19 protein-coding genes are annotated in these 22,649 nt (G+C 62.1%); 3 read left to right on the plus strand and 16 right to left on the minus strand.

Going from position 1 to position 22,649, the window contains the following annotated elements:
- Window positions 1–63: 63 nt before the first annotated feature.
- Both QCE79_RS16680 and QCE79_RS16685 read left to right on the plus strand, forming a co-directional pair.
- Complete coding sequence (locus QCE79_RS16680) at window positions 64–975, plus strand: LysR family transcriptional regulator (RefSeq protein WP_309846107.1); 912 nt, start codon at window positions 64–66, stop codon at window positions 973–975.
- Between the two features lie 68 nt (window positions 976–1,043).
- Window positions 1,044–1,601: a TetR/AcrR family transcriptional regulator gene (locus QCE79_RS16685; RefSeq protein WP_244831730.1), complete on the plus strand. Its 558-nt coding sequence runs from the start codon at window positions 1,044–1,046 to the stop codon at window positions 1,599–1,601.
- Here QCE79_RS16685 and QCE79_RS16690 read toward each other — a convergent pair.
- The 14 genes from QCE79_RS16690 to QCE79_RS16755 form a co-directional block, all read right to left on the minus strand.
- Entirely contained in the window at window positions 1,554–3,050 is a 1,497-nt protein-coding gene (locus tag QCE79_RS16690) for an efflux transporter outer membrane subunit (RefSeq protein ID WP_309846109.1), read from the minus strand. The two genes, QCE79_RS16685 and QCE79_RS16690, sit on opposite strands and share 48 nt — an antisense overlap.
- Complete coding sequence (locus QCE79_RS16695) at window positions 3,047–6,181, minus strand: efflux RND transporter permease subunit (protein ID WP_250494960.1); 3,135 nt, start codon at window positions 6,179–6,181, stop codon at window positions 3,047–3,049. Before QCE79_RS16695 ends, QCE79_RS16690 begins: the two co-directional genes overlap by 4 nt.
- Before the next feature lie 15 nt (window positions 6,182–6,196).
- Window positions 6,197–7,477: an efflux RND transporter periplasmic adaptor subunit gene (locus QCE79_RS16700; RefSeq protein WP_309846112.1), complete on the minus strand. Its 1,281-nt coding sequence runs from the start codon at window positions 7,475–7,477 to the stop codon at window positions 6,197–6,199.
- Window positions 7,478–7,899: 422 nt separating this feature from the next.
- A complete protein-coding gene (locus QCE79_RS16705; protein ID WP_309846114.1) occupies window positions 7,900–8,856 on the minus strand; it encodes a hypothetical protein in 957 nt (318 codons plus the stop codon).
- A gap of 62 nt (window positions 8,857–8,918) precedes the next feature.
- Window positions 8,919–9,926, minus strand: coding sequence for a GntR family transcriptional regulator (locus QCE79_RS16710; RefSeq protein WP_250469667.1), 1,008 nt, complete (start codon window positions 9,924–9,926; stop codon window positions 8,919–8,921).
- Window positions 9,927–10,017: 91 nt separating this feature from the next.
- Entirely contained in the window at window positions 10,018–11,196 is a 1,179-nt protein-coding gene (locus QCE79_RS16715) for a PotD/PotF family extracellular solute-binding protein (RefSeq protein ID WP_404989379.1), read from the minus strand.
- Window positions 11,197–11,237: 41 nt separating this feature from the next.
- Window positions 11,238–12,287: a GTP-binding protein gene (locus tag QCE79_RS16720; RefSeq protein WP_309846116.1), complete on the minus strand. Its 1,050-nt coding sequence runs from the start codon at window positions 12,285–12,287 to the stop codon at window positions 11,238–11,240.
- Window positions 12,284–12,583, minus strand: coding sequence for a hypothetical protein (locus QCE79_RS16725; RefSeq protein ID WP_244831737.1), 300 nt, complete (start codon window positions 12,581–12,583; stop codon window positions 12,284–12,286). The genes QCE79_RS16720 and QCE79_RS16725 overlap by 4 nt, the downstream gene beginning before the upstream one ends.
- A 12-nt stretch (window positions 12,584–12,595) precedes the next feature.
- Window positions 12,596–13,351, minus strand: a complete 756-nt coding sequence (locus QCE79_RS16730) for an SDR family NAD(P)-dependent oxidoreductase (RefSeq protein WP_250509166.1) — start codon at window positions 13,349–13,351, stop codon at window positions 12,596–12,598.
- Between the two features lie 25 nt (window positions 13,352–13,376).
- Window positions 13,377–14,132 (minus strand): SDR family NAD(P)-dependent oxidoreductase, encoded by a 756-nt coding sequence (locus tag QCE79_RS16735; protein ID WP_244831739.1) that lies wholly within the window; start codon window positions 14,130–14,132, stop codon window positions 13,377–13,379.
- 18 nt (window positions 14,133–14,150) lie between these two features.
- Window positions 14,151–15,521, minus strand: coding sequence for an MFS transporter (locus QCE79_RS16740; RefSeq protein WP_309846120.1), 1,371 nt, complete (start codon window positions 15,519–15,521; stop codon window positions 14,151–14,153).
- Window positions 15,522–15,544: 23 nt separating this feature from the next.
- Window positions 15,545–16,426 carry a polysaccharide deacetylase gene (locus QCE79_RS16745; RefSeq protein ID WP_309846124.1) on the minus strand — a complete coding sequence of 294 codons (882 nt, stop codon included), beginning with the start codon at window positions 16,424–16,426 and terminating at the stop codon, window positions 15,545–15,547.
- 231 nt (window positions 16,427–16,657) lie between these two features.
- A complete protein-coding gene (locus QCE79_RS16750) occupies window positions 16,658–17,548 on the minus strand; it encodes an alpha/beta fold hydrolase (protein WP_250509168.1) in 891 nt (296 codons plus the stop codon).
- A 116-nt stretch (window positions 17,549–17,664) separates the two neighbouring features.
- On the minus strand, window positions 17,665–18,552 hold the full coding sequence (locus QCE79_RS16755) for a LysR substrate-binding domain-containing protein (protein WP_309846127.1): 888 nt from the start codon (window positions 18,550–18,552) through the stop codon (window positions 17,665–17,667).
- A gap of 179 nt (window positions 18,553–18,731) precedes the next feature.
- Here QCE79_RS16755 and QCE79_RS16760 point away from each other — a divergent pair, with 179 nt between their 5' ends.
- A complete protein-coding gene (locus tag QCE79_RS16760) occupies window positions 18,732–19,841 on the plus strand; it encodes an alkene reductase (RefSeq protein WP_309846129.1) in 1,110 nt (369 codons plus the stop codon).
- A 271-nt stretch (window positions 19,842–20,112) separates the two neighbouring features.
- On the opposite strand, the gene QCE79_RS16765 is transcribed toward QCE79_RS16760, so the two are convergent.
- A complete protein-coding gene (locus QCE79_RS16765) occupies window positions 20,113–21,264 on the minus strand; it encodes an epoxide hydrolase (protein WP_309846132.1) in 1,152 nt (383 codons plus the stop codon).
- A 31-nt stretch (window positions 21,265–21,295) separates the two neighbouring features.
- Window positions 21,296–22,630 carry a tricarballylate/proton symporter TcuC gene (tcuC, locus tag QCE79_RS16770; RefSeq protein WP_309846135.1) on the minus strand — a complete coding sequence of 445 codons (1,335 nt, stop codon included), beginning with the start codon at window positions 22,628–22,630 and terminating at the stop codon, window positions 21,296–21,298.
- Window positions 22,631–22,649 lie beyond the last annotated feature (19 nt).

Genomic DNA, 22,649 nt, shown 5'->3' on the forward strand with positions numbered 1-22,649 from the left:
AGTACATCCATCCGCTAACTCGATTAACATCGCCAGCGTGGATATGAGAAATCGAGGAAACGCATGAATGGCACAGGCTTGCTGGAAGCCGAAACGTTTCTCTTCGTCGCCGAATACGGTGGGTTCGGCGCTGCGGCGCGCGAACTGGGTGTCACGCAATCCACCATCAGCCGGCGCATTTCGCTTCTGGAGAGCAGAGTTGGCGTGCGCCTCATCGAACGCACGACACGACACGTCGCATTGACCGATGCCGGCAAGTCCTACGCGAGTGAGTTACGCGACATCCTCTTGCGTCTTCGACACGCCGAAGCGCAAGCGCAACGCGGCGCGGCCGAACCCGAAGGCCTGTTGCGCATCACGATGCCGACCGCATTCGGCCGCGCCTGCGTCATTCCATGTCTTACGCGGCTTGCAAACCGTCATACGCGGCTGCGTTTCGAGGTCGATCTCTCGGATCGCTATGCCGACCTGCTCGAAGGCAATTTCGATGTCGCCGTGCGCCTTGCATCGACATCGCAATCGGGAATCAGCGAGCGGTACATTGCCTCGGCGGATCTTTGCTTGTGCGCGTCGTCGGCGTACGTGGCCATGCATGGACCGATCACCGAGCCTGCGCAGATCGTCGCGCACGAATGCCTCGCGCTGCAGACCTACGCGCCGCGCACGAGCTGGAATGTCATCTGGCAGGGCAAACGAACCGAGATCAGCTTCACGCCGAAGATGGTCGTGAGCGATTTGTTTGCGCTTGCGGACTTTTGCCGCGCGGGGCTGGGCGTCGCGGTCCTGCCCATGTATGCGATAGGGTCTGCGTTGGCCGATGGCAGTGTCGTCGATGCCGCGCCCGAACTTTCCTTCGTGCCGCTCGAAGTCTTCGCAGCTTACGCGCATGGCCGCGAAAAATTGCCGAAGGTCGCGGCCTTTCTCGAAGCGTTGAACGACATCGGCAGCGTGGGCGCGCCTTTGAAAAAGCGTTGAAGATGCGATTGGTCACGCACGCTTTTGGATGTTAAATTACATCCATTTGGAAGAGAGATAGACACGTCATGCGCAAGTCCCGACAGGAAGCAGCCGAAACGCGCGAACGCATAGTGGAGTCGGCGTCCACGCGCTTTCGTGAGAACGGTATAGATGGCACCGCGCTCGCCGATCTCATGGCGCAAGCCGGCCTCTCGCACGGCGGCTTCTATAAGCATTTCGGATCGAAAGAACAAGTGGTGCTGGAGTCGCTCGAACTGGCGAGCGACACGTTGCGCGAGACCATGTCGTCGGCGCTTACGCGCAAGAGCGGCATCAACGCCGCCGTTGCGGATTACCTTTCGCCGGAGCATCGCGACAACGCGGGCGCGGGTTGTCCGTTCGTCGCGCTGTCGAGCGAACTCGCGCGTTCCAGCGACGAAGTGCGCACCGCCGCGACCGCGGGCATCGAGCGCCTGGTCGAACTGTTCGCCGGTAGTCTCGACGAGCCGCCCGCCGCCGCGAGGAAGCAGGCGCTCGTCATGCTCTCCACCATGATCGGCGCGCTGACACTGGCGCGCATGGTCAACGAGCCAGCGCTATCTGACACCATCCTTCGCGAGGCCAGAAAGGCGCTCGCTCAGTGAGGCATCGTCTGCGGTAGCGGCAGGTTGCGTACGCCAGCCGCCGCCAAGCGCGCGGAATGCGCCGACCGCCGCACGCGCTGCATCGGCGCGCGTGGCATCGAGATCGTCGCGTGCCACGAGCAACTGACGGTCTGCATCCAGCACGTCCGTGAGCGTGATCGCACCGGCCTTATAAGCGCGCTGCGACAAGTCGCGTGCGCGCGTGAGCGCGGCCACCTCGGCATCGAGTTCAATACCCCGGTTCTGCGTTTCGCTCAATGCGACGAACGCGTTCTCGACATCTTCCGCCGCACGCAACACGCTCTGCCGATAAACCGCCAGCGCCTCCGCATTCGCGCCACGCGCCGCCGCGACTTCCGCATCCACCTTGCCGAAGTCGAAGAGACGCCAGCGCAGTCCCGCCGTAATCGCCGGTTGAAACGCGCGCGCCGTGAACAGCTCATGCGAGCCGCCGCTATCGAAGCCGAGCAGACCAGTTAGCGAAAGCTTCGGATAATAGTCGGCAATCGCAGCGCCAATACGTTCATTCGATGCCGCGAGACGCCGCTCCGCCGCGATCACATCGGGACGTTGACGCAACAGCGCGGTGGCATCGGGCGACGCATCGATGGATGGAATGCCGGGGATATCCGCCGCTGTCGCCAATTCGCTCGCATACGTGCCGGGCTGCACGCCCATCAGCACGTCCAGTCGATTCAACTGCGCGTTGAGTTGCACACGGAGCGTCGGAACCACGGTGCGCGCTTGTTTGAGCAGTGCATCGGCTTGCGCGACTTCGCGTTCGTCGGCAGCGCCCGCGGCCACACGCAGACGCACGATGTCGAGCAGTCTCGCATCCGTCGATATCTGGTCCTGCGCCACCGCAAGACGTGCCTGAAAGCCGCGCACTTGCAGATAGGCATCGGCGGCATCGGCGGCGACTGTCACGCGTGTGCCGGCCTGCTCGGCCTGCGCGGCTTCTTCCTCGCGCGTGGCGGCGGCCGCATCGCGACGCAGACCGCCTGCCAGATCGATTTCCCAGCTTGCCGCCGCGCCTACCGTGTATTCGCGCTGATCGCGGCTATAGCCGGGGAAAGTGCGCGCAAGCGAGCCGAGCGGGCTGACGAGGCTTTGATGCTGCGCGCTCGCCGATGCATCGAGGTCCACCGTCGGCAATAACTGCGCGCCCGCCGATGCCGCTGCCGCCCGCGCCTGCTGTACTCGCGCGAACGACGCCGCGAGATCGAGGTTCTGCGACAACGCGCGCTCGACCACGGTGACGAGCATGGGATCGTCGAAGCCGGTCCACCAGGTATCGAGCGGTGGAGCGGTCTTGCCGGTTTGTGCGGGCACGTGCTGCAGCGGTTGCAGGGCCGTTTCAGGCGTGACGTAGTCGGGGCCGACTGCGCAACCGGCAAGCGCCGCGATTAACGTCGATGACGCAATCCATGTGAGCGATGGCTTCATCATGCACGCCCCTTGCCGAACCGGCGAATGAATACATAGAAGGCTGGCGTGAAGAGCAGACCGAAGCCTGTCACGCCCAGCATGCCGAACAACACGGCGGTGCCGAGCGACTGCCGCATCTCCGCGCCCGCGCCGGTTGCCACGGCCAACGGCGCGACGCCGAGAATGAACGCGAAAGAGGTCATGAGAATGGGCCGCAAACGGGTACGCGCCGCATGCACCGCAGCGGTGACGGCGGACACGCCCTCGTCTTCCTTCTGCTTCGCGAACTCGACGATCAGAATCGCGTTTTTCGCCGCCAACCCGACGAGCACGACGAAGCCGATCTGCGCGAGGATATCTATCGGCATGCCACGCAACGAAAGCCCGGTGACTGACGCGAGAATACACATCGGCACGATCAGCACGATGGCAAGCGGCAACTTCCAGCTCTCGTATTGCGCCACGAGCACGAGGAACACGAAGAGCGCCGCCGCGCCGAACACGACGAGCGTGGGCGTGCCGCGTTGTTGCTGTTGATATGCAAGCTCGGTCCATTCGAACCCGATGCCCTGCGGCAGCACCTGATGCGCAAGCTCTTCCATGCGATGCAGCGCGGTGCCCGTCGCCACGCCCGGCGCTGCAACGCCCTGCACTTCCGCTGCCGGATAGAGGTTATAGCGCGGCACGCGATACGGAATCGTGCGGTCTTCCAGATGCGCGACGGTTCCTATCGGCACCATATCGCCGGCCTGATTGCGCGCCTTCAACCGCGTAATGTCCTCACCTGTCCGCCGGAAACGCCCGTCCGCCTGCACGATCACTTCATACGTGCGGCCCAGATAGTTGAAGTCGTTCACGTATTGCGAGCCGAGATAGACCTGCAAGGTGGAGAACACATCCGTGGGCGTCAAGCCGACCTTTTGCGCCTTGACCCGGTCGATGTTGGCGAACACCGATGGCGAGCCCGCATTGAAGAGCGTGAACACGCCCGCGAGATTCGGATCACGATTGGCCGCCGCGACGAGTGCGTTCGCGGCCTTCACGAGCGCTTCCGGTCCAAGGCCCGCACGATCTTCGAGCATCATCTTGAAGCCGCCTGCATTGCCGATGCCTTGCACCGGCGGCGGCGGAATGGTCAACACGTAAGCGTCCTTGATGACCGAGAGGCGCTTGCGCATATCGGCGAGTACGGTGTTGGCCGTCACGCCCGGCAGCGAGTGGCTATAGAGCGAAGGCAAGCCTGAAAACACCGTGCCAGAATTCGATGCCACCGTGAGCGTGGTTGCATCGAGCCCGACGAAGGGCGCTACGTGCTCGATACCATGTGTCGACAAGATGATATCGATGGCCTGACGCACGACCTTCTCAGTGCGTTGCAGCGACGAACCCGGCGGCAACTGCACGACGGTAATCAGGTAACCTTGATCCTGCTCGGGGATGAAGCCCGTCGGCGTGCGCGCGAATTGCAGCGCGGTCAATCCGATGAGCGCGACATACACTGCAAGCACCACGGTCAACCCGCGCACGAGCCTTCGCGTGACGTTACCGTACCCGAACGAAAGGCGCTCGAAGCCGCGATTGAAGCGCGCAAAGCCGCCGTGCATGATGCGCGAAGCCCAGTTCGAACGCTCGGCATCGTGTTCGCTATGCGGCTTGAAAAGCACGGCGCACAGTGCCGGACTCAGCGTGAGTGAAACGAAACACGAGATCACCGTCGACGCCGCGATGGTCACTGCGAACTGCCGGAAGAAAAGTCCCGAGATGCCGCTCAGAAACGCCGATGGCACGAACACCGCGCACAACGTGAGCGCAATCGAAAGCAGCGCACCGCCCACTTCGTCCATCGTGCGATGCGCGGCTTCCACAGGCAACATGCCCGCGCGCATGTTCCGCTCGACGTTCTCGACGACAACGATGGCATCGTCCACCACGATCCCCACCGCAAGCACGAGCCCGAACAGCGAGAGGTTATTCAGCGATATCCCGAACGCAGCGAGCACGATGAAAGAGCCGAGCAACGACACGGGAATGGCCACCACGGGAATGATCGTCGCACGCCAGTTCTGCAGGAACACGAAGACCACGGCCACCACGAGCAGGATCGCAACGAAGATGGTCGTCACGACTTCATCGACGGACTTGCCGATGAAGATCGTCGGGTCATAGATGATCTTGTAGTCGAGACCCGCCGGAAAGTCGCGCTTGAGTTCACGCATCTCGCCGAGCACGGCCTTCTCGACCGCGAGCGAGTTCGCGCCGGGTTCGGCATAGATGAGCAAGGTCGACGCATCGCTGCGATCCATGAACGCGGTCGAACCGTAGTCCGCCGCGCCCACTTCCACGCGGCCGATATCGCGAATACGCGTGATGCGCCCCTGTCCGTCCGACTTCACGACGATATCGCCGAACTGCTCCGGCGTGGCGAGACGCCCCAGTGCCTCGACGTTGATTTGATACGCCTCGCTGTTGCCCGATGGCGGCTGGTTCAGCACGCCCGCGGAGACCTGCAGGTTCTGCGCACGCAGTGCCGTCAGCACTTCGCTTGCGGTGAGGTTGCTCGCCGCGACACGATCGGGGTCGATCCAGATGCGCATCGCGTATTCGCGTGCGCCCTGGAACTGCACATCGCCCACGCCCTGAATACGTGCAAGCGCGTCCTTCACATGCAGCGTCGCGTAATTCGAGAGATACAACGTGTCGCGCAGCTTGTCGGGCGAATAGAGATGCACCGCGAGCAGAATGCTCGGCGTGGACTTGCGCACTTGCACGCCGAGTCTTTGCACGTCTTCAGGCAAGCGCGGCAAGGCATCCTGCACGCGGTTCTGCGTGAGCATCTGCGCAACGTTCAGATCGGTGCCGATGCGAAATGTCACTGTTACGGTGAGCCTGCCGTCGCCGGTCGACTGGCTGCCCATGTAGAGCATGTTTTCGACGCCGTTGATCTGCTGTTCGAGCGGCGTCGCTACCGTACGCGCGATCGTCTCCGCCGACGCACCCGGATACGATGTCGTCACCTGCACGGTCGGCGGCACGATCTCGGGATACTGCGCAACCGGCAGTACGTACATGGCGCCGAGTCCGATCAACGTCAGGAAGGCACTGACGACCGTCGCGAATCGTGGACGGTCGATAAAGAAGTGAGCAATACGCATGAGTGTGTCGTTCCGCTATTTCGATTGCGCTGTCTGCGTGGTCCGCGTCGTCTGCGCGTCGTTCGCTTCATAGCGGACGGTACCGTCGCGCGTAGTCACCTTCGAGCCGGGCGCGGCGAATGGCAGACCATCCACGATCACGCGATCATCGCGTGTCAGTCCCGCACGGATCACGCGCAAGCCGCCGCGCATCTCGCCGATCTCCACACGCTTGGGCGTGACGGTGCCGTCGTTTGCAACGGTCATCACGACATGCTCGGATTGATCCGGCAACACGGATGCATCCGGCACCAGCAAGGTCGCCGCGGGATGCGCCACGGCAAGCCGCACGCGCGAGAACTCGCCGGGCGTGAGCCGCAAGTCGGCGTTCGGCACGGTGGCGCGTGCATGAATGGTGCCGCTCGCGCGGTCGATCACGTTATCGAGGAAGTCGAGCGTGCCCTGACGCGAATAGTCCGCGTCCGTGCCCTCGCCGGAGGCCAGCTCGACCCTGTTCGCAAGCGGCCCTTTCGTATCCGCGCGATAGCGTGAGAACGACTGAAAGTCAGACTCGCTCATGTCAAAGTCGAGATAGATGGGATCGAGCGAAACGAGCGTGGCGAGCAGCGTGGTGGGGCTCGTCGCCGCGCGGCTGCCCGCGATCAGATTGCCCGCCGACACCAGATGCCTGCCAATGCGTCCCGTGAACGGCGCGAAGATCTTGCAGTGATCGAGATCGAAGCGCGCGTCGCGAATCTGCGCGGCGGCATCGTCCAACGCGGCCTCTGCGCCATGCAGTTCGGAAGTGCGTTGTTCGACGCTTTGCCGCGTGCCGGCATCGCCTCGCTGCAACTCCTGCGCGCGCTCCAGTTCCTGCTTCGCAAGCACGAGACGCGCTTGCGCGGTCTGCTGCTGCGCCTTTGCCTGAGAGAGCCGAATCTCGTACGGCACGGAATCGATAGTGAAGAGCAGATCGCCTTTGCGGACGACATCGCCATCCTTGAAGTGGATGCCCGTGAGCGTTCCGCCCACTTGCGCGCGAAGCTCGACCTGATCCACAGCCGAGAACTGACCGAGAAACCCTAAGCGCGTATCGAGGTCGCGCACCACTGGCTTGCTCACGGTCACGTCATGACGAGGCGGTGCGGCTTGCACACTTGCGGTGCTTCCGGCATTGCGATGGTTGATGTAGAACCATCCGCCGCCTATGGCCAGCATGGCTGCAATGGCGATCCACGTGGCGGTGCGGCGCCGGGCTGGCGGACGATGGCTTTGCCCCGCCTCTGCCTCGTCATCGAGTTTTGCTTTCGTATCCACCTGCGTTCACCTCAAGAGAATTGGGATCGTCCGCCGAGCGCCGCTCGGGAAGACGTGTCCCGTCCGGCTCGTTTGGATGTCAACCATCGTCTAAAGGCGTTTAGATTACGTATACAATCTTATTGGTCAAGCGTTTTCAATAGTCGCAACCGGAATATGAAAAACGGAACGTGCGCAAGCTTCGGCCGGACAAGGCTCTGCGCGATTGTTCGCGCGCCGTGTCATGTGTGTTCAGACAGAGCGATTTATGCTGCGAATGCCGTGCTGTAGTGTGGCGAGTGATGGCTCTCGTCATGGAGCCGTCAACGGTTGCGGATAGAGGTTGTTTCTCGTCCGCTTTGCAGGCATCGATGGGTGGACTCCTCCAACCCCCGCCCTTTGCTGCCGGAGCGCACGGCATTGCGCCGTGCGCTTTTTTTTGTTCAGTACTGCAGGCCCAGGCTTGCCGACCAACCCCGGATGTTTGGTCCGAACAAATAGCTCACGCCTAGTTTCACGCTGGTTCCACCCTGAGCTTTGGCGCTCAACGGAGTCAGCAAGCCGAGGCCAACTTCGGCAACAGTGGAAAAGCCGAGCGCACTTCGGTTCGCGCCGAAGAAGCCGCCGTAGCCGCTGCGCACGAACCAGTCGAGCCTGCGCTCGAACACGCTGAGCGATGTCGGCCGTGCATATTCCACACGCAGCGAGTACACGCCTGCGGTTTCCCGAAAGCCCTCGAGTCCCGGCGATTCATCGAAGGTCGAGATCCACGACCATGCAATATGTGCCTTGACGCTGAGGCTTTGCTCGTCCTGCTCACGCATCCATTCGATGCCGGCGTTCGGCGTGACGAGCCATGCATTCGTATGCCAGTTGAAGAGCACACCATCGGTGAGTGAACTCAGCGGCTTCGCGGAGCCTTCGTAGCTGGCGCCGTTGATGAGGCGCGCGAGTCCGGCATCGATGGCGGGCGTGAGTGTGAAGCCATAGCCGAGCTTCTGGCGCAACACTACGCCGCCGCCCAGGCTGAAAGCGGACCATTTGCTTCCGATACTGCCCGCTCCGGGCGATGGCGAATCCACTGGCAAGGTCGCGCGATTGGAAAGATAGCCCGCTGAAACACGCCAGAAGATATCGCTTCCGGGTGTGATCGTGGCGAGCTTCGACTCATACGGCACGCGAAAGATGTCGATGGTGGGCTTGATGCCCGCATTGGAGAGGTCGAAGTGAGCGGAATTGATATCCGGCGTGGCGGCGAGATTCAGCAGTTGCGCATAGCCCGAGCCGAGCCGGACGCCCGCGACCTGATCCGCGGCCGACTGCGCAAACGCGACCCGAGGCATGGCCACGCTCGCAAGAACGCCAGCAACGATGCAACCGCCAAGAGGCATTCGACGCACGCTCGGGCTCCTTCGGGCTATACGTCGCATCATCGCACAGCGGCGCGCTTGTCACGTGACTATCAGGCGATGCGTTGCATATACGCCGGCAAGTCGGGATCGGGCAAGACCGCCAGCACTTTCAAGCGCTGCAGCGTGCGCTTCTGTCCGGCGCGAAGATGTTGCGTGAGCGCATCGGCGGCAGCCTGCGCATTGCCCTTCAGAAGAAGACGAACGACCTCGCGATGTTCGCTCAACATACCCGCTTCCGGATGCAGATTGAAGGCATCGTAAAAGGCATGATTCACGATGAGCGGCATGTGCGCATGACCGATGGCCGCGCGTAATTTGCGGTTGCGCGAAAAACTCAGCAAGCTGTCGTGCAGCGTGGTTTCGATGCGATAGAGCGCTGCGGCATCGACGGAATCGGGCAGCGCAATCGCACGCTCGATCTCAACCAGCGCCGCTTCCAGTTGCGCGCGTGACAACGAAGGCGCGCTTGCCAGCAGCGCAGCAGGTTCGAGCAACACGCGCAACTCGTAGTCTTCCGCCACGGCACGCGCGGTAAGCGGCCCACATAGCCAATGCGAATACGCCGACTTCTCCACCAACCCGCGATCGCGCAAACGGTTGAGCGCCTCACGCACCGTGCCGCGACTCACGCCGAACGCTTCGGCCGCGTCGCTTTCGTCGATCCGAAAATGTCCGAACACGATGCCAAGCGAAATCACGCCTTCGAGCGCGTCGTAAATGCGCTCGCTATTCGAGGGAATGTCGAGCGGCTCGGGCGGGCGGTCGAAGCCGAGCGCATCTTCGGAAAGCGGCGCACGTAGCGGCTCCGGCACGCCGCCATCGGGATGCGCCACGAGATAACCGCGTCCGTCGAAGGTATGCAATAGGCCGCCCGCATGTAGCATCTCAAAGGCCTTTCTCACCGGCACGCGGCTCGTGCCGAAGATACGCGCGACGGGACCTTCGAGCAGCACGAGACCCGGCGCGATATTGCCGAGTGCAATCGCGGTCTTGAGATGATCGTGAATCAACCGGTAGCGCAGACGGCTGTCCGGTTCGATAGAGTCGACCGATGCCATCGATGCGTCTGCCGTGTCCTCTGCGTCTGCGAGAGGAGCGGTGGTTCGGGAAGCGCTTGCGCGTCTTGTCATCGTTGAACGAACTTCGCTGTCAGGACCGCATGAATTCGGTCCAGCGGCGTACGAGATAGTTATGCTCGTCCATCACCGAGTCCCACACGGCGACCCGGCTCATGCGCGAGACGTAATTGCCGCCGTCGCGCATCTGTCCGGCAGGCACGAGATGCTTGCGCGTCGGGCCGGGAAGGTCCTTGGGCGCTTCCCTGCCATCGTACCAGTACGCCCATTCCGCGTCGCTCATGTGCTCGCGCGAACGCTCCGGGTTCGAGATATAAAAGCCCTGACGCGCCATGGTCGCGCCTGCCCATCCTTCGAGCCACCAGTTGAGATATTCGTAGGAGGCATCGAGCATGCGTCCATGCGCGAGCCGCGATATACCGATACCGCCGAACCAAGCACGATACCCCTCACGCGGCCGCGCGAGCCGAAAGCGCAAACCGGCGCGTTCCAGTTCGACCGTCGCCGGCGACCAGATGCTTTGAATCACGACCTTGCCCGCGATCATCAATTGCGCGGCTTCGGCGAAGCTCGACCAGAAGCCCGCGAAATGACCGCGCCGTTTGAAGTCGATGAGCGTGGCGATCAACGCATCGATCTCTTCGATACTCAGGTTGCCGATATCCTCGAAGCGCATCAGCCCGCAGGCTTGCACCGCCAGCGCGGCATCGATCGCGCCGATGGCCGCATCCGCCTGCAGCGCCACGCGTCCCGCAAGTTCGGGCGCAAGCAGCCATGCCCAGCTTTCCTCGCCTGCAAGAAGCGAAGGCGGCATGGCATCTTCGAGGTAGACGAAGCTGTCTGCATTGTGCGTGAGCGGCAGCATGCTGATGCGTTTACTCGGCTTGCGCGCAAGCGATCCGTCCGTCTGCACGAAGAGGCGGTCGGCGGGCACGCAGCCCACGCCATTGCTCAAATTGCGTCCGGTATGTCCGGTGCGCGCAAGTGTGTTGACCTCGTCCCAACGACGAATGCGCGCGACATCGATAGGCTGCAACGCATGCGCGGGCCACAGGCATTCGATGCTATGAAACCATTGATCGTAGAGTTCGTAGCGGTCCGGGTGCATCACGCCTTCGCGCTGCACACTCGAACCGTCATCGACGATGAAGCGCAGTTTGATACCAAGGTCCTGCTCCGCGCGCTTGCGCAGATGTTCCTGTAGCGTGACGGATGTGCCGAGCACGCGCAGCTCGACCTTCGACGGATGCACGGCGGGCGCTTGTGGACCGGAGAGATTCGAGCGGACGGGATTCAATCTATGGCTTCTGTCTCGAGGTGCCGGCAAAAGCGCCGGTAGGAAGCAGCCACTGCGTCGCGATCCAGTCCTTCCGCTATGAACACGAGTCGCGAAAGCGGCGCGCCGCCAGGCCAAGCGTCGAGATGCAATACGGGATGCACGAGATGATGCACGGCATGCAGCACGACCGGTTGGGACTCGCCGCGAATGGCGAGCAGTCCCTTGACGCGCAGGATGTTATCACCGTGACGGTTGAGCAGCATGGTGAACCATAACGTGAACACGGGCCAGTCGGGTGCCTCGTCGAAATCGATAGAGAAGGAAGTCAGCGTCGAGAGGTTCTCCCGGTGTTGCGAAAGACGCGCCAATGGACGCTCGCCATCGTCACGTCGTGCGTTCGATGTCATGCCCGTGCGACGCACGAAGTCCGCGAAATCCGGCACATGCGCTGCAAGGCCGAGCACCGCGGATGCATCGTCGTGAACGGTACGGCGCACCATGCTCGCGGCCGGATTCACGCGTTCGAGTTCGGCTTCGAGTGCCGCGACGTGAGCTTCATCCACGAGGTCCGTCTTGCTGATGAGTAGACGGTCCGCAGCCGCCACTTGCGCGAGCCATTCGGAATGCCGCTCGCGTTGCTGACGCGCGTTGACGGCATCGACCACGGTGACGACCGACGCGATCGAATAATGACTCGATACCACGCGATCGCCGAGCAAGGTCGCCATGATCGGCGCGGGTGTGGCAAGCCCCGTCGTTTCCAGCACCACACGCGAGAACGGCGGCACTTCACCGCGTGCGCGTCGTGAGAACAGGTGCGCAAGCGCGTCCTTCAACTCGCCGCGAATGGCGCAGCACACGCAACCGTTGTCGAGCAGCACGGTCTCCATTTCCACCTTGCCGATCAACAAATGGTCCAGCCCGACTTCGCCGAATTCGTTGACGAGCACGGCCGTATCGCGCGCGGCATCGCCCTTGAGGACATCTGCAAGCAAGGTCGATTTACCGCTGCCGAGAAAGCCCGTCACGACGATCACCGGAATCACATCGTAGGCAAGGCTCATGGCGCGGTCTCGTCATCGGCGAAAAGTGTCAGCGGATCGAGCGGACGCCCGAGCATGCTTTCCGCGGCCTTCCATATCTGCATGAAGTCTTCGATCATCAATTGCGCGCCGGTCGGCGAAGAGAGTACGAACGATTGGCCGTGAAAGTCGGCAAGACGCAGACGAAACGTTTCGAGCACGCGGTTCGCATGCGCGACCTGCGCATAGCGCTGCGCGCGCGCATTCACGCCCGCGCCCGCCGAAACCGTGTTCGACCAGTGCCGTCCGCCGCCCAGTAATCCGCACATGCCGCACATGAAACCTCCCTCTTAAGGCATGACGTCGCCGGAATTCGGTCCGAGCGTCTGCCCGACGAACAGGTTCCCGCCCGGGTCGGAGGCGAGCAAGACCGCTGTGGGCGCAACTTCTTCCGCGCGGCCGAAGCGGCGCAGCGGCAGTTCTTTCGCCTTCATCTCCTTCCATGATGCGCTGATTCCATCGACGAGCGGTGTCTCTATCGGCCCCGGCGCAATGGCGTTGACGAGCACGTTGTCGGGCGCGGCTTCGAGCGCGAGCGATTTGGTGAAGCCGATCACGCCCGCCTTGGCCGCCGCGTAATGTGTGAGTTCCGCGCCGCCCTTGATGCCGAGCTGCGACGCCACGTTGATGATGCGTCCCCAGCGCTGCGCGGTCATCGAAGGCAATGCGCGACGCGAGCAGAGAAACACGCTGCGTAAGTCCACGCGCATCATGTCGTCCCACATTGACGTGGTGAGGTCCGTGCAGCGTGCCTGCGTGAGCATGCCCGCATTGTTCACGAGAATGTCGATGCCGCCATAAGCCTCGATACAACGATCCACGATACCGTGCGCGCCCGCCTCTTCGCCGACATCGGCGATCACGGTTTGCACTGTGACGCCGAGCGCGCGGCATGCGTCCGCTTGTGTGGCCAGACGCGTTTCGTTGAGGTCCGCGAGCACGAGACGCGCGCCCGCTTCCGCATAAGCGAGCGCAATTGCCGCGCCGATACCGCTTGCCGCACCGGTCACGACCGCGCGACGGCCTTCGAGTGAAAAGGATGCCATGTGCTGTTGTTCCTGTGCGTGAGAATCAGCCGGGCCAGCGCACGGTGAGTCCGCCATCCGCGATGATCGACTGTCCGGTGATGTAGGAGGCGTCGTCGCTCGTCAGATAGCGAATCAGCGCGGCAATTTCTTGCGGCCTGCCGACGCGTCCGAGCGGAATGCCCTTCGCGGCTTCGCGCAAGCCATCGGGGCCGAGCGAATTGACTGCATCGAGCGATTGGGGCGTTTCGATCAGGCCCGGAATGACCGCATTACAACGGATGTTGCGCGGCGCGAGTTCCATCGCCACTGCGCGGCATAGTCCCGGCACGCCCGACTTCGCGGCGGAATAATGCGTGTGGTTCTCCCATCCATAGACGCCACCCGCTATGGACGATATCGCGACCATCGCGCCGCCATCGGTCATATGCCGCGCTGCCGCACGGAAGGTGCGCATGACACCGGACAGATCGACATCGAGCATCTGATGCCATTGTTCGTCGCTCATCTCCGTGAGCGGCGATGCGCGCAGCAAGCCCGCATTCGCCACCGCATAGTCGATGCGTCCGAAGCGCGTGATCGCTTCGTTCGCGAAGGCTTCGACTTCCTCGGCGGAAGTCACGTCCACCGCGTGCATCACGCACTGACCGCCCGCCTTCTCGACTTCGGCTGCCGTGACTTGCGGGTCATGCGGATCGCCAGGAAAGTATCCGCCGACCACGGCCACGCCGATCTGCGCGTATGCCACGGCCAGCGCTTGCCCAATGCCGCTCGCCGCGCCCGTTACCAATGCTGCTTTCACGAAAGACCTCCAGTGGAGTTACTTGATTTCGGTGGGATCGACATGACGCGCGAACATAATTAGCACGCCGGAAAGGAAACACGGCAATGCGCCGAACCAGAGCGCCGCGTGCAGCCAGTCGCTACCGTGATTGAGCATCGAGGTGACGCCGACGCCCGCGAGGATCGCGCCGATGGGACCCATTGCATGGACGATCGAGCTGCCCGTGCCGCGAATTGCCGTCGGATAACTTTCGCCGATGAAGAACAGCGCCGCCGAATACGGTCCGATCAGCAAGAAGAGACCGAGGCTATAGAGCGCGACGACCACGCCCTGGCTGCTCGGACCATAAAGCATGCCCGCGAACGACAGACCGCCGAGCATCCAGCCGATGGCGAGCGTGTTGCGCCGGCCGATCTTGTCGCCGATCCATCCGTGACTCAGATAACCGCAATAGCCGATCACGTTCGACAACACGAGAATCAGCAGCGAGCTTTCGAACGACACGTTATGCACGCGAGTGAGCACCGTCGTGCCGAGCACGCTGAACACCTGAATCGCGGACCAGTTCAGCAGAATGCCGCCGCCGAGCACGAGCGTCGCACGCAATGCGCTGCCGCGAAACGCTTCGGAAAGACCTGCGCGGCTGTGCTCCTCGTAGTCCACCGAATGCGTGCCCGCGAGACTGCGCGCTTCGCCGTCGTGACCGGCTTCGCGCAGCTGTTTGATGCGCTTGTGTAGCAGGAATTGCGGGCTTTCCTTCAGACGCCGCGTCATGAAGAAGATGACGATGGCCGGGAACGTCGCGAAGATGAAGCACCCTTGCCAACCGATACGCGGCAACAAGAGCGCCGTAAGACCGGATGCGATCAGCGCGCCAATAGGCCAGCCGCCTTGCACGAGGCTATAAATGAAGCCCTTGTTGCGATTGAGCTTCGGATCGTTGGCGGTCGAGTACAGTTCGTTGAGGTAAGTCGCGTTGACGGTTTCCTCGGCATAACCGAGACCCGAGAGTGCGCGGATGAACACGAGCGGCCACTGACCCATTGCGCCGCCCACGACCGTCAGTCCCGAGCACAACGCCGCGCCAGCCACCGTCCACAAGAGCCCTGCCTTGCGGCCGAGACGATCCAGTAATGGTCCGATGGCGAAGGCGATCACCGCCGTGCCGATTGCCACCAGCGTGGCGATTTCGGCTTGCGAGGCGGCGTCCCAGTTGTAGTGCTTGCCGATCTCGGGCAAGAGCGTGCCGAACAGGATGAAGTCATACACGGCAAACACCCACGCGAAAAAAGCGACCACGGTTGCGCGTTTTACGTCGCCGGGCGTTATCTGTTCGAGTTTGAAACTTGATGCCGACAGCGGGTTCGCTTTCGCCGGCGCGCTCTTGCTGAGCTCGGAAGGAGTCATGGGATGGGCTCGTATCGGTAGGGTCAGGACTTGCGTGGCTGGCGGCGCAGGAAGTCGTCGGCGATTTCATTGCAGGTGCAAAAGCGCACGCCTTCGTGCTTGCGGAAATGCGCGATCAGACGTTCGAGCATGAGCAATACTTGCGCGCGGCCGGATACATCGGGATGGATGGTGATGGGAAACACCGCGTAGTCGTGCTCGCGGTACACCCAGTCGAATTGATCGCGCCACATCTCCTCGATATCGCGCGGATTGACGAAGCCGTGACTGTTGGGCGCCTTCTTGATGAACATCATCGGCGGGAGATCGTCGAGATACCAGTTCGCGGGAACCTCCACGAGATTCGTTTCCTGTCCGCGCGAAAGCGGCTTCATCCACGTATCCGGATGCTTGCTGTAGTCGATCTTCGTCCAGCTGTCGCCGACGCGCACGTAGTACGGGTGGTAGTCGTTGTGCATCAGGCTGTGGTCGTACTTGATGCCCTTCTTCACCAGTAACTCGTTCGTCACGTTACTGAACTCCCACCACGGCGCGACGTAGCCCGTCGGCCGCTTGCCCGCGAGTTTCGTCACCAGGTCGATGCTGCGATCAAGCACGGCTTCTTCCTGCTCCGGCGTCATCGCGATTGGGTTTTCGTGGCTATAGCCGTGGATGCCGATCTCGTGGCCCGCGTCCGCAACCGCCTGCATCTGCGTGGGAAAAGTCTCGATCGAATGGCCGGGAATGAACCATGTGGTCTTGATCTTCTCGCGCTCGAAGAGCTTGAGAAGGCGCATGGAGCCCACTTCGCCCGCAAAGAGGCCGCGCGAGATGTCGTCGGGCGAGTCTTCGCCGCCGTATGAGCCGAGCCATCCGGCGACCGCATCGACGTCGATGCCGAATGCTACGAGTATTTCCTTGGCCATCTGCTTTTCTCCTTTGAGCGCTGCGTTTTCGGTTCGAAGCGTTGCTTCGCTTTCACCGGGCACTTAAATGTACATCGTTGACAACATACGTTTACGATGCCGGGTTCAAAAATAATCGGCAAATGAGGGATTACCCTTAGTAACGATCTCGGAGATAAAGGGGACGGGCGTGCGGAGGCGCGGTCCGTGTATTGAGCGCGGACCGGATTGAACGGAGGCGACGGCGAGGGGTTAGGTTTGCGCGTGCAGCGTTAGTAAGGCATCGGCGAATGCCTTGGGTTTTTCTTGCGGCAGGTTGTGTCCCGCGCCTTCGACGACGCGATATTCAAAAGGTCCGCTGAAATGCACGGAGTGATGCGCGGTGCCGCCGGTGGACATGACACCGTCGTCCGCGCCGTCGAACGAGATCGTGGGAACGGAGATGGGCGGCGCCTTCGCGAGTTGCTGTTCGAGCGCGTCGTAACGCGGATCGCCATTCACGAGCCCATAGCGATGCCGATACGAATGGATCACGACATCGATGAAGTCTTCGTTGTCGAACGATGCGGCCGTCGCGGCGTAAGTGTCGTCTTCGAAGCGCCAGCTCGGTGACCATAGCGTCCACAGCAAGCGGCAGAGTTCTCGGCGGTTCGCGGTCAGGCCGGCACGGCCGCGCTCGCCATGAAAGTAATACTGATACCAGTAGCGAAGCTCGTTTTCCGGCGACGACGGCTTGCCCGATGCCGCGATGTCCTGAATGTTGTAGCCGTTGAGCGTGACGAGCGCCCTGACGCGTTCGGGATGCAGCGCCGCGACGATGCACGCGGCGCGTCCGCCCCAGTCGTAGCCGCCGAGCATTGCGCGCCCGATGTCGAGCGCATCGAGCAATGCGAGCAGGTCAGCGCCCAACGCCGCTTGCTGACCGGAACGCGGGGTATCGGCGGAAAGGAAGCGCGTTGGACCGTAACCACGCAGATAAGGAACGATGACGCGCGCGCCTTGTGCCACGAGGAGCGGCGCGACTTCATCGAATGAATGAATGTCGTAGGGAAAGCCATGCAGCAACACAACGGGCCAGCCGTCTGTCGGCCCGGACTCTTCATAAGCGATATCAAGCAAGTCGGTCTCGATGCGGTTGATCATGCGCTTATCCTCGACGTAGACGTTCGATGACAGCTAGCGTATACGATCCGCATGATTCACGTGGCGCTTACGAGATATCGAACACGCTCGAAAGCGGATGTCATTCGCGATAGAGACTAAGCAATCCGCAAATGCTCGCTGATGTAGTCGATGAACACGCGCAGCTTCGGCGATGCATAACGCGTCGCCGGCCAGAGAATCCAGAATGTCACCGTCTGATCGATGTAATCGTCCAGCACGATTTGCAGCGCGCCGCTTGCAAGCGCATCGCGCACGAGAAAGGTTGGCACGAAGATAAGTCCTTTATCTTGCAGCGCCAGGAACGCCAGCACTTCGATAGTGTTGCTCACGAACGTCTGCGGCAACTCGGGCTCCGCTTCCGCCGTGCCGAGCTGAAACGGCCAGCGTTCGAGCTTGCCGGTGGCGGGAAACTTATGCAGCAGGCATGCGTGATTCACGAGTTCCGCCGGATGACGCGGCACGCCATGCTGCTTCAGATATCCGGGTGACGCGACGATCACTTGCCCGCATGAACCAAGACGCCGCGAAACGAGCCGCGAATCGTGCTGCGCGCCCGTGCGGATCACGGTGTCGAAGCCTTCCTCAATGATATCGACCATACGGTCTGACAAATCGACATCGATTTCGATATCCGGATACTTCGCCATGAACCCGTCCAGCGCGGGCATGATGAGCGCGGACAACTGCGGCGTGCTGATTCGCAAACGCCCGCGCGGGCTGCCCGCTGCATTGGACAGTTCGGCTTCGGCGGCTTCGACTTCGCCGAGGATGCGCCTGCAACGTTCGAGAAAGAGCGCGCCCTCGGCGGTCAGCGTAATGCTGCGCGTGCTGCGATGAAAAAGCCGCACACCGAGACGCTCTTCCATGCGTGCAATGCCCTTGCCCACCGCCGACGACGACACGCCCAATTGCCGTCCCGTCTCCGTGAAGCTGCGCGTTTCAGCGACTTGCACGAACATCGAAATGCCGCCTAGGCTGTCCATGAGTATCCCGAAGAACTGGCCGACTCGCGCGACGCGATCCGCCGATTAAGGAAGTTCTTGTCCGATATATTCGGAACCTTAGCCCATTTTTCTTATGTCGTCCGGTTCATACACTCTCTTCAAGCCTTAACACCTGCCGTCGAGGAATTCGACGGTCATCCGCATTCCGGAGAGAGAACATGTCCAAACTTCATTCAGCCGTCAGAGTCGGTCCCTACGAGTTTTCGCATCGCGTCGTGCTGGCGCCGCTCACGCGCATGCGTGCCGAGGAAGGCGCCATCCCCGGCCCGTTGATGGCCGAGTACTATGCGCAACGCACGTCGAAAGGCGGCTTCCTGATCAGCGAAGCGACCATTGCCGCGCCGAACGGCAACGGCTACCTCGGCGCGCCCGGCCTTCACGACGACAGCCAGATCGAAGGCTGGAAGCAAGTCACGGAAGCCGTGCATGAAAGAGGCGGCCGCATCTTCCTTCAGCTTTATCACGCGGGCCGCCAGTCCAATAGCCAGTTGCAGCCGGATGGCGGCGCGCCGGTGGCACCGTCGGCGGTATTGCATGGCGGCGTCGCTTATACGGAAGCTGGCTGGATTCCCAACACCCCGGCCCGCGCGCTCACCAGTCCGGAAATCGCGCAACTCGTCGAGCGCTTCCGCACGGCAGCGGAGCGTGGCAAGAAAGCCGGTTTCGATGGTGTCGAACTGCACGCCGCGAACGGCTATCTCTTCGATCAGTTCCTTCAAGACGGCAGCAACATGCGCACCGACATCTACGGCGGCTCGTTCGAAAACCGCGCGCGCTTTCTGCTGGAGGTCACGCGCGCCGTCATCTCCGTGTGGGGCAGCCAGCGCGTCGCGGTGCGCCTCGGGCCGAGCGGCACGTGGGGCGATATGTCGGACAGCAATCCCGAAGCGCTCTTCTCCTACGTGGCGCGTGAATTGTCGAAGCTCGATCTGGCGTATCTGCACTTGATCGAACCGCGCGTGCTCGGCAATGTCGATGACGACAGCAAAGACCCCGCACCCGTGGCCGCGCAACTGATCCGCAAGCATTACGAGGGCGTCATCATCGCGGCGGGCGGCTTCAAGGGGCCGACGGCCGAAGCCATCCTGCAAGCAGGCGATGCCGATCTAGTGGCGTTCGGACGCGACTTCATCGCCAATCCGGATTTGCCCGAACGCCTTCGTAATCGGTGGCCGCTCAATGCGTATGACCGTCCCACGTTCTTTGGCGGAACCGAAGCTGGCTATACCGACTATCCGTTCCATCGCGCCGAAGCACGGGCCGCGTAAGCCGGACGCCGCCATGAACGCTACTTCCCCGCCGGTGTCTCTCTGACGCCACTCTGCTGGCTCGCGCTCGGCATGTTGCGGGGTTGCGCGGTGCGCCTGTCGCGTTATCCCTCAATGCATGGTTCATATGTATCGGCTTCTCACTCGGCGCCGCGCTCGGGTCGATCACGCTGAATGTTGCGTCGTGACCGATCTTGGCTTGACCGCGTCGGTCTGCAAGATCGCGGCGTTCACGCTGACCTTGTACGAAGCGGCGCCCGCCGCGGCATGACTAACGAAAGCGCCTGAAGAACGTGCGCATTTCGACGGCAAGAAGTTCGGGCTCTTCCATCGCGGCGAAGTGGCCGCCGCGCGGCATCTCGGTCCATTGCGCGACATCGAAGACACGTTCGAGCCATTCGCGCGGCGGCCGGCTCAATTCTTTGGGAAAGCGCGCGTAACCCACTGGCGGCAACACGCGCTGACCCGCAGCGAAACGCATGGGTTGCAGGCGGTTTTCGTAGTACATCTGCACCGCCGTGCCAATGCTCTGCGTGTGCCAGTAGAGCGAGAGATTCGTCAGCAACTCGTCCTTCGAGAAACTGCGCTCCACATCGCCGTCGCAATCGCTCCATGCGCGGAATTTCTCGCAGATCCACGCGGCGAGTCCCACGGGGGAATCGTTGAGCGATGCAGCAAGCGTCTGCGGCTTCGTGCTGTGCATGTGCGCGTAGGCGCCTTCTAGTGCGACCCACTCGCTTCGCGCGCGCACGAAGTCTTGTTCGGCAGCATTCATCGGCGCGTTTGCCGGATCCACGGATGGTTCGTAAGAGCCCGGCAGAAAGTTGAGATGAATACCATCGACATGCCGTCGATGCCGCAACGCCAGCGCAACCGATACCGCCGAACCCAGGTCGCCGCCTTGCGCACCGAAGCGCTCGTAGCCTAGACCTTGCATCAGCGCGGCCCAGATATCGGCGACTTGAAACGCGGACGTGCCGGGCTGCGCGGGCGCGGCGGAAAACGCGAAGCCCGGCAGCGACGGCACGATGACATCGAAGGAATCGGCCGGGTCCGCTCCGAATGATGCGGGATCGCACAGCATCTCCGTCAGCGCATGAAACTCGAAGAACGATCCCGGCCAGCCGTGCGTGATGATGACCGGATACGGCTTTGGACCCACGCCCCGCCGATGCACGAAGTGCACGCGCTGACCGTTCACATCCGCAATGAATTGCGGTTGCCGGTTGAGCTCGCGTTCGGCGGCGCGCCAGTCGAACGTATCGGTCCAGTACTGCACGAGTTCGCGCAGCCACGCGATATCGATACCTTGTTTCCAAGACTCGGATGGCGTCATGGGTGGCCAGCGGGTATCGCGTAGCCGGCGGCGCAGGTCGTCGATCGCTTCGTCGGGAACGGCAATCTTGAATGGCTCGATGTGCATGGCGGGTCGCTACTCCAGCAAGGTCGGAGGTTCAGTGTAACTCGACCTTTTGCCGCGCTCCCGTCTTCTCGTGATTCAGGCAAAGCGCCGCCGCGAGGCTGATCGCCGCGTTGATCGCGAGCCACACGCCGACCATCGCGCTGCTATGAAACGTGTGCGTGAGCCATGTGAGGATGGCGGGCGTGAAGCCGCCCAGCACGGCCGCTGCGATAGCCTGCGCGAACGCATAGCCGGATGTGCGCGCATTGGGCGGCACGAGTTCGACCATGGCCGCGACCTGAACGGCGCTGTAGGCTGCATAGATGAACGAGAACCACAGTTCGACCACCGCGAACCTCAGCACGGTTGCATGCGTGGCGAGCCATGACATCAGCGGATACGCGGTGACGGCGGCCAGCAACGTTACGACGATCAGCACCGTGCGACGGTTGAAGCGATCGGCCACGAGCGCCATGATCGGCAGCCAGACGAGCACCGACAAACCGCCGAAGAAGAGAATGATGAAGCCCGCGGATGCGCCCAGATTCAGGCTCTTGATGAAGGTCGGCGCGTAAGTGGTGATGGTCTGCGAAGTCACAGTCGCCATCGACACCATGCCCATGCACAGCACGATGGTGCGCCAGTCCGAGACCAGGCTCGTGCAGATCTCGGACATCTTCGGCGCGCGCTGTCTGGCCGCGAACACCGACGTGTCCTGAAGACTCGACCGCAGCCAGAACATGACGGGAATGACCATGCAGCCGAGCAGAAGCGGCACGCGCCATCCCCATGCGTGCAGTTCGTCTTGCGTCAGCCAGTAAAGCAGAACGAGTCCGACGAGCGACGCCACCATCACGGAGATTTGCTGGCTGCCGGCTTGCCAGCACGTATAAAACGCGCGGCGTCTGGCCGGCGCGATCTCCGCGAGATAGACCACTACGCCGCCGAGTTCGGCGCCTGCGGAGAACCCTTGCATCAGCCGTCCAAGCAAGACGATGATCGGCGCCGCGATACCGATACTCGCGTAGGAAGGCGTGCATGCCACGGAGATGATGCCGAGCGACATCAACGACAACGCGAGAATGAGACCCTTGCGGCGCCCATGACGGTCCGTATAAGCGCCGAGCACGATAGCGCCCACGGGCCGCGCGAGAAACCCGAACGCGAAGGTCATGAGCGACATCATCAGCGAGATGTATTCGTTGTCGCTCGGAAAGTACGTCTGCGCGATGTATCTCGCGTAATAGCCGTAAATCATGAAGTCGTAGATTTCCAGCGCATTGCCGGCGACGACCTGAATGATCGGCTTGATCGCGACTCTCGATCTGTCGACCTCCGGCGCACTCGCTGACGCGAGGCCTGGGCTTGCAACCGCGGAATCCTTCATCGCTACTCCTGTCGAAAAG

This window comes from Caballeronia sp. LZ003, assembly GCF_031451465.1.
In the GTDB taxonomy this organism is placed as follows: domain Bacteria; phylum Pseudomonadota; class Gammaproteobacteria; order Burkholderiales; family Burkholderiaceae; genus Caballeronia.